The organism is Escherichia sp. KTE159 (genome assembly GCF_000408805.1).
Classification (GTDB): domain Bacteria; phylum Pseudomonadota; class Gammaproteobacteria; order Enterobacterales; family Enterobacteriaceae; genus Escherichia; species Escherichia marmotae.
In genome coordinates, this window is the sequence record NZ_KE137292.1 from 3054041 (window position 1) to 3070348 (window position 16308).

General features: G+C 49.8%; 13 protein-coding genes and 2 tRNA genes. 4 read left to right on the plus strand and 11 right to left on the minus strand.

Going from position 1 to position 16308, the window contains the following annotated elements; genetic code table 11:
• Positions 1-119: 119 nt before the first annotated feature.
• The 4 genes from infB to A31E_RS07250 all read right to left on the minus strand — a co-directional run bounded on the left by infB (position 120) and on the right by A31E_RS07250 (position 5091).
• Entirely contained in the window at positions 120-2816 is a 2697-nt protein-coding gene (infB, locus tag A31E_RS07265) for a translation initiation factor IF-2 (RefSeq protein WP_001517160.1), read from the minus strand.
• Between the two features lie 24 nt (positions 2817-2840).
• Positions 2841-4328 carry a transcription termination factor NusA gene (gene nusA / locus A31E_RS07260; protein WP_001031045.1) on the minus strand — a complete coding sequence of 496 codons (1488 nt, stop codon included), beginning with the start codon at positions 4326-4328 and terminating at the stop codon, positions 2841-2843.
• Between the two features lie 27 nt (positions 4329-4355).
• A complete protein-coding gene (gene rimP / locus A31E_RS07255) occupies positions 4356-4808 on the minus strand; it encodes a ribosome maturation factor RimP (protein ID WP_001300397.1) in 453 nt (150 codons plus the stop codon).
• A gap of 206 nt (positions 4809-5014) precedes the next feature.
• Positions 5015-5091 (minus strand) — tRNA-Met (locus A31E_RS07250).
• 347 nt (positions 5092-5438) lie between these two features.
• Between A31E_RS07250 and argG the strand changes: the two genes are divergently transcribed.
• Both argG and A31E_RS07240 read left to right on the plus strand, forming a co-directional pair.
• Positions 5439-6782: an argininosuccinate synthase gene (gene argG / locus A31E_RS07245; protein ID WP_001517161.1), complete on the plus strand. Its 1344-nt coding sequence runs from the start codon at positions 5439-5441 to the stop codon at positions 6780-6782.
• A gap of 182 nt (positions 6783-6964) precedes the next feature.
• Positions 6965-7918 (plus strand): helix-turn-helix domain-containing protein, encoded by a 954-nt coding sequence (locus tag A31E_RS07240; RefSeq protein ID WP_016249244.1) that lies wholly within the window; start codon positions 6965-6967, stop codon positions 7916-7918.
• Positions 7919-7983: 65 nt separating this feature from the next.
• On the opposite strand, the gene A31E_RS07235 is transcribed toward A31E_RS07240, so the two are convergent.
• The 6 genes from A31E_RS07235 to rlmE form a co-directional block, all read right to left on the minus strand.
• Positions 7984-8070, minus strand: a tRNA-Leu gene (locus A31E_RS07235).
• 13 nt (positions 8071-8083) lie between these two features.
• On the minus strand, positions 8084-8416 hold the full coding sequence (gene secG, locus A31E_RS07230; RefSeq protein WP_001517162.1) for a preprotein translocase subunit SecG: 333 nt from the start codon (positions 8414-8416) through the stop codon (positions 8084-8086).
• Between the two features lie 227 nt (positions 8417-8643).
• Positions 8644-9981, minus strand: coding sequence for a phosphoglucosamine mutase (glmM, locus tag A31E_RS07225; protein ID WP_016249245.1), 1338 nt, complete (start codon positions 9979-9981; stop codon positions 8644-8646).
• Positions 9974-10822: a dihydropteroate synthase gene (folP, locus tag A31E_RS07220; RefSeq protein ID WP_000764718.1), complete on the minus strand. Its 849-nt coding sequence runs from the start codon at positions 10820-10822 to the stop codon at positions 9974-9976. Before folP ends, glmM begins: the two co-directional genes overlap by 8 nt.
• Positions 10823-10911: 89 nt before the next feature.
• Positions 10912-12846: an ATP-dependent zinc metalloprotease FtsH gene (gene ftsH, locus A31E_RS07215; RefSeq protein ID WP_001107478.1), complete on the minus strand. Its 1935-nt coding sequence runs from the start codon at positions 12844-12846 to the stop codon at positions 10912-10914.
• Between the two features lie 99 nt (positions 12847-12945).
• Positions 12946-13575 (minus strand): 23S rRNA (uridine(2552)-2'-O)-methyltransferase RlmE, encoded by a 630-nt coding sequence (rlmE, locus tag A31E_RS07210; RefSeq protein ID WP_000145975.1) that lies wholly within the window; start codon positions 13573-13575, stop codon positions 12946-12948.
• Between the two features lie 126 nt (positions 13576-13701).
• Here rlmE and yhbY point away from each other — a divergent pair, with 126 nt between their 5' ends.
• Positions 13702-13995 carry a ribosome assembly RNA-binding protein YhbY gene (yhbY, locus tag A31E_RS07205; RefSeq protein WP_001054420.1) on the plus strand — a complete coding sequence of 98 codons (294 nt, stop codon included), beginning with the start codon at positions 13702-13704 and terminating at the stop codon, positions 13993-13995.
• A gap of 155 nt (positions 13996-14150) precedes the next feature.
• Here the strand turns inward: yhbY and greA are convergent, their stop codons facing one another.
• Entirely contained in the window at positions 14151-14627 is a 477-nt protein-coding gene (gene greA, locus A31E_RS07200) for a transcription elongation factor GreA (protein WP_001148001.1), read from the minus strand.
• Positions 14628-14874: 247 nt separating this feature from the next.
• Between greA and dacB the strand changes: the two genes are divergently transcribed.
• Positions 14875-16308, plus strand: coding sequence for a serine-type D-Ala-D-Ala carboxypeptidase (gene dacB, locus A31E_RS07195; protein ID WP_001212669.1), 1434 nt, complete (start codon positions 14875-14877; stop codon positions 16306-16308).

A 16308-nucleotide genomic window follows, 5' to 3' on the forward strand; every position in this document is an offset into this window, starting at 1 on the left:
AAATTAATTTCAGGTGGAAGGGCTGTTCACGTAGGCCTGATAAGACGCACGAGCGTCGCGTCAGGCAACGGCTGCCGGATGCGGCGCAAACGCCTTATCCGGCCTACACCCAATCAACCTTAGGCAATCGTACGCTGAATCTCGATGATTTCGAACACTTCGATCACATCGCCAGTGCGCACGTCGTTGTAGTTCTTAACGCCGATACCACACTCCATACCGTTACGGACTTCGTTAACGTCATCTTTGAAGCGGCGCAGGGACTCCAGCTCGCCTTCGTAGATAACCACGTTGTCGCGCAGAACGCGGATCGGGTTGTGACGTTTAACCACACCTTCGGTAACCATACAACCTGCGATGGCACCAAATTTCGGTGATTTGAACACATCGCGAACTTCCGCCAGACCGATGATCTGTTGTTTCAGTTCCGGAGAGAGCATACCGCTCATCGCCGCTTTCACTTCATCGATCAGGTTATAGATGACGGAGTAGTAACGCAGATCCAGGCTTTCAGCCTCAATCACTTTACGCGCAGAGGCATCAGCACGGACGTTGAAGCCAACCAGAATCGCGTTGGATGCAGCCGCCAGGGTCGCGTCGGTTTCGGTGATACCACCTACACCAGAACCGATGATCTTCACTTTTACTTCGTCAGTAGACAGTTTCAGCAAGGAGTCGGAAATCGCTTCTACAGAACCCTGTACGTCAGCCTTCAGAACGATGTTCACTTCATGAACTTCGCCTTCAGTCATGTTGGCGAACATGTTCTCCAGTTTAGATTTCTGCTGACGCGCCAGTTTAACTTCACGGAATTTGCCCTGACGATACAGTGCAACTTCACGTGCTTTCTTCTCGTCACGTACAACGGTAACTTCATCACCCGCTGCCGGAACACCGGACAAGCCGAGGATTTCCACCGGAATGGACGGACCTGCTTCCAGTACTTCCTGACCCAGTTCGTTACGCATTGCACGAACACGACCGTATTCGAAGCCACACAGAACGATGTCACCCTTGTGCAGAGTACCTTCACGTACCAGTACAGTTGCAACCGGACCACGACCTTTATCGAGGAAAGATTCGATGACCGCACCGCTCGCCATCCCGTTACGTACGGCTTTCAGTTCCAGGACTTCGGCCTGCAGCAGGATCGCATCCAGCAGTTCGTCGATACCCGTACCCGCTTTTGCAGATACGTGTACGAACTGGCTTTCACCGCCCCACTCTTCCGGCAGGATGCCGTACTGAGACAGTTCGTTTTTAACGCGATCCGGATCGGCTTCTGGCTTATCGATTTTGTTCACTGCAACCACCACAGGCACACCTGCCGCTTTCGCGTGCTGGATTGCTTCGATGGTCTGCGGCATTACGCCGTCATCTGCAGCAACAACCAGAACTACGATGTCAGTTGCCTGCGCACCACGTGCACGCATTGAAGTAAACGCGGCGTGCCCCGGGGTGTCCAGGAAGGTGATCATGCCGTTTTCAGTTTCAACGTGGTATGCACCGATGTGCTGGGTAATGCCACCCGCTTCACCAGAAGCCACTTTCGTTGAACGAATATAGTCCAGCAGAGAAGTTTTACCGTGGTCAACGTGTCCCATGATGGTCACAACCGGTGCACGCGGTTCAGCCGCAGCACCTGTATCACGGTCACTCATTACCGCTTCTTCCAGTTCGTTTTCACGACGCAGGATAACTTTGTGGCCCATCTCTTCGGCAACTAACTGTGCGGTTTCCTGGTCAATGACCTGGTTGATGGTTGCCATTGCACCCAGCTTCATCATCGCTTTGATGACCTGAGAGCCTTTAACCGCCATCTTGTTAGCCAGTTCGCCAACAGTGATGGTTTCACCAATCACGACGTCACGGTTAACAGCCTGAGCTGGTTTCTGGAAGCTCTGCTGCAGCGAAGAACCTTTACGTTTTCCGCCTTTACCACCACGTACTGCTGCGCGCGCTTCTTCGCGATCAGCTTTAGATTCAGAATGTTTATTGCCTTTCTTCGGACGTGCTGCTTTCGCGTTACGGCCACGGCCACGACCGCCTTCGACTTCACGATCGCTTTCGTCTTCTGCCTGGCGAGCATGTTGAGAGGTGGTAACGTGATAATCACTGGAATCTTCAGTCGGTTCCGCGTTATCAGTCCATTTGTTTTCTTCCGCCATACGACGTGCTTCTTCAGCAACGCGACGTGCTTCTTCTTCGAGTTTACGACGTGCTTCTTCTTCAGCTTTGCGCTTAAGCTCTGCAGCTTCCTGCTCACGGCGGGCTTTTTCAGCCTGGGCGGTTTTAGTCATATCGTCTTGTTGATTGCTCACTTTGTCTTTTTCCGCAGCTTCACGTTTTGCTTGTTCAGCGGTTTCACGTTTCGCTTGTTCTGCGGCCTCACGTTCAGCTTTTTGTTGCGCCTCGCGTTTGGCCGATTCTTCTGCCTCACGACGGGCTTGCTCTTCCGCTTCACGCTGCGCTTGCTCTTCCGCTTCACGCTGCGCTTGCTCTTCCGCTGCAAGGCGTTCAGCCTCTTGCGGATCGCGTTTCACAAAGGTGCGTTTCTTGCGGACTTCGATTTGTACCGATTTACTTTTTCCACCGGTACCAGGAATGTTAAGGGTGCTACGTGTTTTACGTTGCAGCGTTAATTTGTCCGGCCCTGAATTTTTCTGATTCAGGTGGTCAATTAAAGCCTGTTTCTCTTGTGCGGTCACAGAGTCGTCAGCAGACTTCCGGATACCTGCATCAGCAAATTGCTGTACCAGGCGTTCCACGGAGGTCTGTCGCTCTGCGGCCAGCGTTTTAATCGTCACATCTGTCATGCTGTTCCTTCCTGCTACAGTTTATTACGCTTCGTCACCGAACCAGCAAATATTACGGGCAGCCATAATCAGTGCTCCGGCTTTTTCGTCGGTCAACCCTTCGATATCAGCCAGATCATCAATGCCCTGTTCGGCGAGATCTTCCAGCGTACAAACGCCACGGGCGGCCAGTTTGAATGCTAAATCACGATCCATCCCTTCAAGATTCAGCAGATCGTCAGCCGGTTTGTTATCACCGAGGCTTTCTTCCTGGGCCTGTGCAATGGTGGCCAGTGCATTTTTAGCACGCTCGCGCAGTGCTTCAACAGTCGGCTCATCAAGGCCTTCAATTTCCAGCAGCTCTTTCATCGGCACGTAGGCCAGTTCTTCCAGAGTCGAGAAGCCTTCTTCTACCAGGACAGTGGCGAAGTCTTCGTCAATGTCGAGATAACGGGTGAAGGTGTCGATCGCTGCGTGCGCTTCCGCCTGATGTTTAGCTTGCAGGTCGTCAACGGTCATTACGTTAAGTTCCCAACCACTCAACTGCGAAGCCAGACGCACGTTCTGACCATTACGCCCAATCGCCTGCGCCAGGTTACCGGCTTCAACAGCGATATCCATGGTGTGTTTATCTTCATCCACCACGATAGAAGCAACGTCTGCCGGTGCCATCGCGTTAATAACGAATTGCGCCGGATTATCATCCCACAGGACGATATCGATACGCTCGCCGCCAAGCTCAGTGGAAACAGCCTGAACACGTGCACCACGCATACCCACGCAAGCACCTACCGGATCGATACGTTTATCGTTGGTTTTCACCGCGATTTTCGCACGAGATCCCGGATCGCGAGCCGCTGCTTTAATTTCAATAACTTCTTCGCCAATTTCCGGCACTTCAATGCGGAACAGTTCGATCAGCATTTCTGGCTTGGAACGGGTAACAAAAAGTTGCGCACCACGCGCTTCCGGGCGAACAGAATAGAGCACGCCACGAACGCGGTCACCTGGGCGGAAGTTCTCACGCGGCAGCATATCTTCACGCAGGATCACAGCTTCAGCATTGTTGCCCAGATCCAGAGAGATATTATCGCGGTTTACTTTTTTCACCACGCCGGTGATGATTTCACCTTCGTGTTCACGGAACTGATCAACAACCATCGCACGTTCGGCTTCACGAACTTTCTGCACGATAACCTGCTTTGCCGTCTGGGTCGTAATACGGTCAAAGGTGACAGACTCAATCTGATCTTCAACGTAATCGCCCAGGTTCAGGCTTTCATCTTCATAACGCGCGGCTTCAAGGGTGATTTCTTTAGTTGGCTGAGTGACCTCATCAACAATCAGCCAACGACGGAAGGTGTCAAAATCACCGCTTTTGCGATCGATCTGTACGCGGACGTCGATCTCTTGTTCATATTTTTTCTTGGTTGCTGTAGCCAGCGCGCTTTCCAACGCTTCGAAAATTTTCTCGCGAGGCAGCGCCTTTTCATTGGAGACGGCTTCAACTACAGCCAAAATTTCTTTGTTCATCGCGGGGTTTTCACCTCATCCAGACTATTAAAAGTGGGGAACCAGGTTCGCCTTCTGGATATTACTCAGCGCGAACACTTCATCTTTACCTTCGACGGTAACTGTGATCATTTCACCGTCTACCGCTTTGATAACGCCCTGCCATTTACGACGGTTTTGTACCGCCATACGGAGTACCAGAGTGACCTCTTCTCCGACAAAACGGGCGTAGTGTTCAGCCGTGAACAGTGGGCGATCGAGACCCGGTGAGGAGACTTCCAGGTTATAAGCAACGGTGATGGGATCTTCAACATCCAACACAGCACTTACCTGGTGGCTCACATCAGCACAATCATCAACATTGATGCCATCTTCACTATCAATATAGATGCGCAGTGTGGATGTGCGACCGCGAATAAACTCGATGCCAACCAGTTCAAAACCCAGGGCCTCAACTGGCGCAGTAATCATCTCTGTTAATTTTTGCTCTAATGTGGACAAGCCCACCCCCAAGACATAAAAAAAGGGCCTAAAGCCCAGTTATTCTGTAGTCAGATAACAAAAAACCCCGATAAATCGGGGCTTTATATAACTGAACCCTATAACCGCAAATGCGGTCTGGAGCACTTTCCAGAAGGATTTTTTCAAATCCCACTACGAAGGCCGAAGTCTTCACAGTATATTTGAAAAAGAACTCTAAGGGAAAGTGGTTGCGGGGGCCGGATTTGAACCGACGACCTTCGGGTTATGAGCCCGACGAGCTACCAGGCTGCTCCACCCCGCGCCTGAAACGTGGCAAATTCTACTTGTTTTGAGTAAAAAATGCAAATACTGCTGGGATTTGGTGTACCGAGACGGGACGTAAAATCTGCGGCCATTATAGTGATCCACGCCACATTTTGTCAACATTTATTGCTAATCATGTGAATGGATATCCAGTTCACTTTCATTTGTTGAATACTTTCATCCTCTCCTTACCTCTCTTAAGCGCATTATTTTACAAAAAACACACTAAACTCTTCCTGTCTCAGATAAAAGATGATTAAATGAAAACTCATTTATTTTGCATAAAAATTCAGTTAGAGCAAAAATACAGGCTCATAATCAGTTAATCAAGCAGGGTGTTATTTTATGACGACGATTCTCAAGCATCTCCCGGTAGGTCAACGTATTGGTATCGCTTTTTCTGGCGGTCTGGACACCAGTGCCGCACTGCTGTGGATGCGACAAAAGGGAGCTGTCCCTTATGCATATACTGCAAATTTGGGCCAGCCAGACGAAGAGGATTATGATGCGATCCCTCGTCGAGCCATGGAATACGGCGCGGAGAACGCTCGTCTGATCGACTGCCGCAAACAACTGGTGGCTGAAGGTATTGCCGCTATTCAGTGTGGTGCTTTCCATAACACCACCGGCGGTCTGACCTATTTTAACACCACGCCGCTGGGCCGCGCCGTAACCGGCACCATGCTGGTTGCTGCGATGAAAGAAGATGGCGTTAACATCTGGGGTGATGGCAGCACCTATAAAGGAAACGATATCGAACGTTTCTATCGTTACGGCCTGCTTACCAACGCCGAATTGCAGATTTACAAACCGTGGCTTGATACTGACTTTATTGATGAGTTAGGCGGTCGTCATGAAATGTCTGAATTTATGATTGCCTGCGGTTTCGACTACAAAATGTCGGTTGAAAAAGCCTACTCCACAGACTCCAACATGCTCGGCGCGACGCACGAAGCGAAAGATCTGGAATACCTCAACTCCAGCGTCAAAATCGTCAACCCGATTATGGGTGTGAAATTCTGGGACGAGAGCGTGAAGATCCCGGCAGAAGAAGTCACGGTACGTTTTGAGCTGGGGCATCCGGTAGCGCTAAACGGTAAAACCTTTAGCGACGATGTAGAAATGATGCTTGAAGCCAACCGCATTGGTGGCCGTCACGGCCTGGGCATGAGCGACCAGATCGAAAACCGTATCATCGAAGCGAAAAGCCGTGGTATCTACGAAGCTCCGGGGATGGCTCTGCTGCATATCGCTTATGAACGTCTGCTGACCGGTATTCACAACGAAGACACCATTGAGCAATATCACGCGCATGGTCGCCAGTTGGGACGTCTGCTGTATCAGGGGCGTTGGTTCGACTCCCAGGCGCTGATGCTACGAGACTCCCTGCAACGCTGGGTTGCCAGCCAGATTACAGGTGAAGTTACCCTGGAACTGCGTCGCGGTAACGACTACTCCATCCTCAATACTGTCTCTGACAACCTGACTTATAAGCCAGAGCGTCTGACAATGGAAAAAGGTGACTCAGTGTTCTCACCAGACGATCGTATTGGTCAACTGACCATGCGTAACCTGGATATCACTGATACCCGCGAGAAACTTTTCGGTTATGCCAAAACTGGCCTGCTCTCCTCTTCTGCCGCTTCGGGCGTGCCGCAGGTTGAGAATCTGGAAAACAAAGGGCAGTAATTTCAGAGAGTTCGTGCTAAAGGCCGCCATTGCGGCCTTTTTTTACGGCTAAGAGAATGTGGCCACGCTTAGGGTTCATATGTCCGATTTCGGAGTTAAAGTAAAATTCAAATGAAATAAAGTAAATATCAGTCCATTCTATTTTTACTTTATTCTTTCATGCTCAGTAAAAGGAATGACCAATGAATGGTGAATATTTTGTACGCCTCGCAGTACATACTCTGAAATGTACCCAAAAAGATTTAGCAAACCAGTTAGGTGTTTCCTCAACACAAATTAGCAAGTGGAAAAAAGGGGAACATATGTCTACTGACATGGAAAAAAAATTCAGAGATATTACACAAATAGGGCATTACTCTCCTCAACTAGTTGAATGGACGGGCTCAGTCGAGAATGCTGAGAAATGGGATCGACTTATCCATTTTCTTGCTCAACAAGCTATGGAAGACTCTGAAACGGGTTATATAACACGACCTCTTACTGACGAAGATGGCTTTTTGGTTGAAGAAACAATAGATGTGTTGAACCGCATAGGTTTTCCTTCACCTCTTTCCTTTCCCAAAGAACTTAATATTGACGGCAAAAATGCTGATCATAAAGAGGCTTTTTGGGAGGTCATAGAGAACAACGCTCATTGTTCCGTAATCAATGACATTTACCATGCTCTGAATGACGTTTATGGATTCTACATAGCATATGTTGATGAGTTAGTTCAGGATGATGATTTAGATGTCTATTCCAGCGAAGCCATCAATATTCAGAGTTCATTGATATCACTTGCCGCATGCAAAATTGAAATTGATACTCCGATTGCGTCAAACATTAAACTGTTTCGTTATAAAGTTCAAAAAGACTACGAAAATTGGTTGAATCAACTCAAGATGATGGCATTCAGGGCGGGAATCCCGTTAAGAGCCGAACTTCTGGATATGGTTTATAACACTGCTGACCAACTTAGCGTTGCAGCAGAAGCCGAAAGTTTCGATTTCAATAAATCTCGCATTCATCCTGATATATACATGAACGAGATCCTTACTGGTATGAGAATAATTCACCAGGTGCTTCCGTTAATAATGCAAAAGTTAGAAATTACAGATTTCAAACTGGATGAAACAGACTTACGGGTGGGGAAATAACTATCAGAATGTTTAACTTATAAAAACGAAAAAAGACGCTTTTCAGCGTCTTTCTTTCGGAATATTGGTACTGAGGATGGGACTCGAACCCACAAGCCCGTTAGGGCACTACCACCTCAAGGTAGCGTGTCTACCAATTCCACCACCTCAGCACAGATACTACTCTTAGTTCGGGATATCGCTGGTCGGCTTAGCCGGAGCAGCAGGCTGAGTCTGTTCGGTTTTCGCCGGAGCACTCAGATTTTCCCATTCGCTACCTTTATTGGTTTTATTACTGTTGATGTTACCCAACACCAGACTGATGATGAAGAACAACGTTGCCAGCACAGCCGTCATACGGGTCATGAAGTTACCAGAACCACTTGAACCAAACAGCGTAGCGGAAGCGCCTGCTCCGAAGGAGGCTCCCATATCAGCGCCTTTACCTTGCTGCAGCATGATCAGACCAACAAGGCCAATTGCTACAATAAGGAAAACTACTAAAAGAGCTTCGTACATAATCAACCTGTTCCTTGCGGAGTTGCCGCGTACCAATGCTTCAACCAATAAAGCGGGATAATTTAATCTTTCCCACTGAAGCGGGTGTGAATACTAACCAAAGCGAATGACCTTCGCAAGGGCAATTTTATTGCATTGTATCAACTGCGGAAAAAAACAGCAAAACCGATGTACATAAGTAGAACAAAGGCGACAATCGCCGCCTTTTTAGCCAGTTAGCAATCGCATTAAACCGCTTTTACCGCATCAGCGATACGGTGGGCAAATTCAGTCACCTGTGCTTCGTCTTCACCTTCGACCATCACGCGAATCAACGGCTCGGTGCCAGATTTACGCAGCAGCACGCGTCCACGGCTACCCAGCGCCGCTTCAACTTCCACTGTCACGGCTTTAACTGATTCATGCTCAAGCGGATCGCCGCTGCCTGCGGTATAACGCACGTTAACCAGAATCTGCGGGAACATTTTCATGCCACTGCAAAGGTCGTGCAGACTCATGTGGTTGCGCGCCATCGCCGCCAGTACCTGCAAACCGGCAACGATGCCGTCACCGGTGGTGGTTTTATCCAGCAGAATCACATGACCGGAGTTCTCCGCGCCGATGCGCCAGCCTTTCTCCTGCATTTTTTCCAGTACATAGCGGTCGCCCACTTTTGCGCGAGCAAATGGAATACCTAGCTGTTTCAGCGCCAATTCCAGCCCCATATTGCTCATTAATGTGCCCACTACGCCACCACGCAACTGCCCCTGACGAAGACCTTCACGCGCGATGATATACATGATCTGATCGCCATCGACTTTATTGCCTTCATGGTCAACCATGATGACGCGGTCGCCGTCGCCGTCAAAGGCAATGCCGAGATCCGCTTTTTCAGCCAGTACACGCGCCTGTAATGCACGAACATCAGTTGCCCCCACTTCGGCATTGATGTTTACACCATTCGGCTCACAACCGATGGCGATTACGTTCGCTCCCAGCTCGCGCAGTACATTTGGAGCGATGTGATAGGTTGCACCATTTGCGCAATCCACCACAATCTTCAGTTCACTGAGGCTAAGTTCGTTCGGGAACGTGGCTTTGCAAAATTCGATATAGCGACCCGCAGCATCAACAATACGGCTGGCTTTACCCAGTTCTGCCGAATCAACGCAGCTAATCTCTTTTTCCATTTCAGCTTCGATGGCTTCTTCGACTGCATCTGGCAGTTTAGTGCCGTCGATGGAAAAGAATTTAATACCATTATCGTAGAACGGGTTATGCGATGCAGAAATCACAATCCCGGCCTCTGCACGAAAGGTGCGTGTCAGATAAGCCACCGCCGGTGTTGGCATCGGGCCGGTGAAGAGCGCGGAAAGGCCCGCTGCCGCCAGGCCGGCTTCCAGCGCCGACTCCAACATATAGCCAGAAATACGGGTATCTTTGCCGATAATGATCTTACGGGAGCCGTGCCGCGCCAGTACTTTACCCGCAGCCCAGCCCAGTTTAAGCACAAAATCAGGTGTGATCGGCGCATCCCCAACACGACCACGAATCCCATCGGTCCCGAAATATTTACGATTACTCATAGCGTTTATTTTCCTTTGCAGACAGAGTGGCTTCCACCACCCGCATCGCTTCTACGGTTTCTTTGACGTCATGAACACGAATAATGTGCGCGCCCTGCATTGCGGCAATTACCGCACAAGCCAGACTGCCGCTCAGACGCTCAGACGGCCCAACATTCAGTAGCTGTCCAATCATCGATTTTCGTGACATACCCACCAACAGCGGCAGATTGAAATGATGAAATTCAGCCAGACGCGCCAGTAATGAATAGTTATGGGAGAGATTTTTACCGAAACCGAATCCGGGGTCGAGCAACAATTTCTCTTTTGCGATACCCGCCTGTTCACAACGTGCTATTTGCTCAATAAAGTAGCGATTCACTTCAGCAAAGACATCATCATATTTCGGTGCTTCCTGCATGGTCTTTGGATTTCCCTGCATATGCATCAGACATACGGGTAAACCGGTTTCCGCAGCCGCTTCCAGAGCACCTGGCTCGGAAAGGGATCGGATATCGTTAATGATGTGAGCGCCCACTCTTGCCGATTCCCGGATGACTTCCGGTTTAGAAGTATCGACCGAGATCCAAACTTCGAATCGTTGCGCAATTGCCTCAACCACCGGAATAACACGCTGCAACTCTTCTTCAACACTCACTTCCGCTGCCCCTGGACGCGTGGACTCTCCACCAACGTCAATGATCGTCGCGCCAGCGTTGATCATCAGGTTCGCATGTTTCACTGCATCAGTCAGTGAGTTATGCGTACCGCCATCAGAGAAAGAATCTGGCGTAACGTTGAGGATCCCCATTACGTGAGGATGGCTAAGATCCAGTGAAGAGCCCTGGGCAAAGAGTTTCATGGTGTTATCCCTGGTATAAATTGATAAGAAAAAACCCCGGAGCACGCCCCGGGGTTTTCGGTACAAATACAGTCATCTGATGCGGGAACTTACTTGTCGCCTAACTGCTCTGACATGGTATTACCCGGATTTGGCGTGCGTGGTTCATCAACCGGACGCGGCGCCTTTGGAGTGCCATTATTGTCAGAATTGTTAGATGCTCCCGACTCTTCCCAACCTGCAGGCGGACGTACATCGCGACGCGCCATCAGGTCATCAATCTGCGGTGCGTCGATGGTCTCATATTTCATGAGTGCATCTTTCATCGCATGCAGGATATCCAGGTTGTCGTTCAACAACTGACGCGCACGATTGTAGTTACGTTCAATCAGTGACTTCACTTCCTGGTCGATGATACGCGCAGTTTCATCGGACATATGTTTAGCTTTGGCCACGCTACGACCGAGGAAAACTTCACCTTCTTCTTCCGCATACAGTAGCGGACCGAGTTTCTCAGAGAAGCCCCACTGGGTCACCATGTTACGCGCCAGGTTGGTCGCAACTTTAATGTCGTTGGACGCCCCGGTAGAAACATGTTCCGGTCCGTAGATGATCTCTTCTGCCAGACGACCGCCGTACAGGGTACTGATCTGGCTTTCCAGTTTCTGACGGCTGGCACTGATAGCATCGCCTTCAGGCAGGAAGAAGGTCACACCCAACGCACGACCGCGCGGGATAATCGTTACTTTGTGTACCGGATCGTGTTCCGGCACCAGGCGACCGATAATCGCATGGCCTGCTTCGTGATACGCGGTGGACTCTTTCTGCGCTTCCGTCATCACCATGGAGCGACGTTCCGCGCCCATCATGATTTTGTCTTTCGCTTTCTCGAACTCAACCATCGAAACAACACGTTTATTGCCACGTGCAGCGAACAGTGCTGCTTCGTTCACCAGGTTAGCCAGATCTGCGCCAGAGAAGCCCGGTGTACCACGGGCGATAATTGCCGCATCAACATCTGGTGCCAGCGGTACGCGACGCATGTGAACTTTCAGGATCTGCTCACGACCACGAACATCTGGCAAACCAACCACAACCTGACGGTCGAAACGACCAGGACGCAGCAGCGCCGGGTCGAGAACGTCCGGGCGGTTAGTCGCAGCGATCACGATGATACCTTCGTTACCTTCGAAGCCGTCCATCTCAACCAGCATCTGGTTAAGTGTCTGTTCACGTTCATCGTGACCACCACCCAGACCCGCGCCACGCTGGCGGCCTACGGCATCGATTTCATCAATAAAGATGATACACGGAGCCGCTTTCTTCGCCTGTTCGAACATGTCACGTACACGAGATGCACCAACACCAACGAACATTTCAACGAAGTCAGAACCAGAAATGGTAAAGAACGGAACTTTCGCTTCGCCTGCAATGGCTTTCGCCAGCAACGTTTTACCAGTACCCGGAGGACCAACCATCAAAACCCCTTTCGGGATCTTACCGCCCAGTTTCTGGAAGCGGCTCGGCTCACGCAGATACTCAACCAGCTCAGCAACTTCTTCTTTTGCTTCGTCGCAACCAGCAACGTCAGCAAAGGTCGTTTTGATCTGATCTTCCGTCAACATACGTGCTTTGCTCTTACCGAACGACATAGCACCTTTGCCACCGCCGCCCTGCATTTGACGCATGAAGAAGATCCAGACACCAATCAGCAACAGCATCGGGAACCAGGAGATGAAGATAGAAGCCAGCAGGCTTGGCTCTTCAGGCGGTTCACCGACAACCTTGACGTTCTTGGTCAACAGGTTATCCAGTAGTTTTGGATCCTGAACCGGAATGTAAGTGGTATAACGGTTACTATCTTTCTTGGTAACGTTGATTTCACGTCCGTTGATACGCGCTTCACGAACCTGGTCGTTATTGACCTCTTGTAGGAAGGTAGAGTAATCCACCTTACGGCCATTAGACTCGCTGGGCCCAAAGCTCTGGAATACTGACATCAGCACAACGGCAATGACCAGCCAGAGTATTAGGTTTTTCGCCATGTCACTCAAGGGATTAACCTCTTATTACAACTGTGTTAAAAACAGCGTCAGGATACTCTATATCCAGCATCTTTCAAACTTTCGTCTGAAATCTCCCGGTTAGGGTTTACGCCCGGTCGCTACAATATACACTTCCCGCGAACGTGCACGAGAAGAGTCCGGCTTACGAACTTTAACCTTCGTAAACAGGGAGCGAATTTCCCTTAGATACTCATCGAAACCTTCGCCCTGGAACACCTTCACTACAAAACTGCCACCCGGCGCTAACACATCACGACACATTTCTAGCGCCAGTTCCACCAGATACATGGCACGGGGGATATCCACCGCCGGTGTTCCGCTCATGTTTGGTGCCATATCTGACATGACAACCTGGACTTTGCTGTCGCCTACACGCTCCAGCAGAGCCTTCATGACCAGTTCATCACGAAAATCGCCCTGAAGAAAGTCCACACCAACGATAGGATCCATAGGTAAAAGATCGCAAGCGATGATACGGCCTTTGCCGCCAATTTGGGTGACTACATATTGTGACCAACCACCCGGCGCAGCGCCAAGGTCGACTACCGTCATTCCCGGTTTAAAGAGTTTGTCACTTTGCTGTATTTCATCAAGTTTAAACCAGGCACGGGAACGTAACCCCTTTTTCTGTGCCTGTTGAACATATTTATCGCTAAAGTGTTCCTGAAGCCAGCGGCTGGAACTGGCAGAACGCTTCTTACCTGTCATTTAACTTTCCCATTGGGATAACTCATCGTAACCAATTGCGTAAATTTTTACGCGCCTATTTGGTGATATATGGGAGATGGCGGTAGAATGACCCGTTTTCAATCCCAACGTAAGCAAAAAAATACGATGAATCTGAGTACTAAACAAAAACAGCACCTGAAAGGTCTGGCACATCCGCTCAAGCCAGTTGTTCTGCTTGGCAGTAATGGTTTGACCGAAGGGGTGCTGGCCGAGATTGAACAAGCGCTAGAGCACCATGAACTCATCAAGGTGAAAATCGCAACAGAAGATCGCGAAACTAAAACCTTGATCGTGGAAGCTATCGTGCGCGAAACCGGCGCCTGTAATGTACAGGTCATCGGTAAAACGCTGGTGCTTTATCGCCCAACTAAAGAACGTAAAATCTCGCTGCCACGCTAAGATTATCCTAAAGTTACACACATTTTCTGTGTAAAACGAGGGATTTTCCGCAGGCAGGAGAGCAAAATGCCACGCTCTGTTCGTTGATAAAAGGCCGCATAGCGGCCTTTTTCCTTTCTTTACAATACATCAACATTTTGAGTATTGGGTAATTCTTACAGGTATTCCACCTTAATTACTTCAAATTCTACTTCGCCGCCCGGCGTTTTGATGACCACAACATCATCTTCTTCTTTGCCGATCAAGCCACGAGCGATAGGCGAGTTTACAGAAATCAGGTTTTGTTTAAAGTCAGCTTCATCATCACCTACGATGCGATAAGTCTGCTCTTCATCAGAATCCAGATTCAACACCGTTACGGTAGCACCAAAAATAACGCGACCATTGTTCGGCATTTTGGTGACATCGATTACCTGAGCGTTCGACAGCTTGGCTTCGATATCTTTAATACGGCCTTCGCAGAAGCCCTGCTGCTCACGAGCTGCGTGGTATTCGGCGTTCTCTTTCAGATCGCCATGTTCACGCGCTTCAGCAATAGCAGCAATGATTTCAGGACGGCGCACAGATTTCAGAAAATCCAGCTCTTCGCGTAATTTTTCAGCGCCGCGTAAGGTCATCGGAATAGCTTGCATTTGTTATACCTCTTGAATATTCCTGATGGGGCGAGTCTCCACCCACCCCGGCTGTTCGGTCAGCCCGGCATAACTCCTCACCAGGGCCAGAAGCAAAAAAATACCGACCCGGAAACAGGCCCCAGGTCAGCTACAATTCACATTTTGATGGTCATTTTACCCTGAAGTTCCCGAAGGGTCATCGTTTACTTTATAGGGTGTTGCGCCGTAGTATGACGGCTCGATTCCAGGTTGTTAGCGCGAGATTATGCGATTTTCCAGATTTATCATCGGATTGACCAGCGGTATAGCGTTCAGTGTTCAGGCCGCGAATGTTGATGAGTACATTACTCAACTCCCCGCAGGTGCCAACCTTGCCCTGATGGTGCAAAAAGTCGGCGCGTCTGCCCCCACTATTGATTACCACAGTCAGCAGATGGCGCTACCCGCCAGTACGCAAAAAGTCATCACTGCGCTGGCGGCATTGATTCAACTCGGCCCCGACTTTCGTTTTACCACCACGTTGGAAACCAAAGGTAATGTGGAAAACGGTGTGCTTAAAGGCGACTTAGTGGCGCGATTTGGTGCCGATCCGACGCTAAAACGTCAGGATATTCGCAATATGGTAACAACCCTGAAAAAATCTGGCATCACGCAAATCAATGGCAACGTGCTTATAGATACCTCCATTTTTGCCAGTCACGATAAGGCTCCCGGCTGGCCTTGGAACGACATGACACAATGCTTTAGCGCTCCGCCAGCCGCCGCTATCGTTGACCGCAATTGCTTCTCTGTCTCGCTCTACAGCGCACAAAAGCCCGGTGATATGGCTTTTATTCGCGTGGCATCTTATTACCCCGTTACGATGTTCAGTCAGGTACGCACCCTCCCCCGTGGTTCTGCCGAAGCGCAATATTGCGAGCTGGATGTCGTGCCTGGTGACCTTAACCGCTTTACGCTAACTGGATGCCTGCCACAACGTTCTGAGCCTCTTCCATTGGCCTTTGCCGTACAGGATGGTGCCAGCTATGCTGGGGCGATTCTGAAAGATGAGCTTAAACAGGCAGGCATCACCTATACCGGCACACTGCTGCGCCAGACACAGGTTAATGAGCCGGGAACGGTGGTCGCCAGCAAACAGTCGGCCCCTTTGCATGATCTGCTTAAGATTATGCTGAAAAAATCGGACAACATGATCGCAGATACCGTCTTTCGAATGATTGGTCATGCGCGCTTTAATGTGCCTGGTACATGGCGAGCCGGCTCCGATGCCGTGCGCCAGATCCTGCGTCAGCAAGCCGGTGTCGATATTGGCAACACCATTATTGCCGATGGTTCAGGGCTTTCACGACATAACCTGATTGCGCCAGCCACCATGATGCAAGTGCTACAATACATTGCCCAGCATGATAACGAGCTTAACTTTATCTCCATGCTGCCGCTGGCAGGCTATGACGGCTCGTTACAGTACCGTGCCGGTCTGCATCAGGCGGGGGTAGATGGCAAAGTTTCGGCAAAAACAGGATCGTTACAAGGCGTGTATAACCTGGCGGGATTCATTACCACGGCAAGTGGGCAACGGATGGCATTTGTACAATATCTTTCTGGCTATGCGGTAGAACCGGCGGATCAACGTAATCGCCGCATTCCGTTGGTGCGCTTTGAAAGCCGCTTGTACAAAGATATTTATCAGAACAATTAG

Coding starts and splice junctions, on each gene's coding strand:
- folP (WP_000764718.1), bottom strand. CDS start 10,822: ATGAAACTCTTTGCCCAGGGCTCTTCACTGGATCTTAGCCATCCTCAC.
- greA (WP_001148001.1), bottom strand. CDS start 14,627: ATGCAAGCTATTCCGATGACCTTACGCGGCGCTGAAAAATTACGCGAA.
- glmM (WP_016249245.1), bottom strand. CDS start 9,981: ATGAGTAATCGTAAATATTTCGGGACCGATGGGATTCGTGGTCGTGTT.
- rlmE (WP_000145975.1), bottom strand. CDS start 13,575: ATGACAGGTAAGAAGCGTTCTGCCAGTTCCAGCCGCTGGCTTCAGGAA.
- secG (WP_001517162.1), bottom strand. CDS start 8,416: ATGTACGAAGCTCTTTTAGTAGTTTTCCTTATTGTAGCAATTGGCCTT.
- argG (WP_001517161.1), top strand. CDS start 5,439: ATGACGACGATTCTCAAGCATCTCCCGGTAGGTCAACGTATTGGTATC.
- A31E_RS07240 (WP_016249244.1), top strand. CDS start 6,965: ATGAATGGTGAATATTTTGTACGCCTCGCAGTACATACTCTGAAATGT.
- infB (WP_001517160.1), bottom strand. CDS start 2,816: ATGACAGATGTGACGATTAAAACGCTGGCCGCAGAGCGACAGACCTCC.
- yhbY (WP_001054420.1), top strand. CDS start 13,702: ATGAATCTGAGTACTAAACAAAAACAGCACCTGAAAGGTCTGGCACAT.
- nusA (WP_001031045.1), bottom strand. CDS start 4,328: ATGAACAAAGAAATTTTGGCTGTAGTTGAAGCCGTCTCCAATGAAAAG.
- ftsH (WP_001107478.1), bottom strand. CDS start 12,846: ATGGCGAAAAACCTAATACTCTGGCTGGTCATTGCCGTTGTGCTGATG.
- dacB (WP_001212669.1), top strand. CDS start 14,875: ATGCGATTTTCCAGATTTATCATCGGATTGACCAGCGGTATAGCGTTC.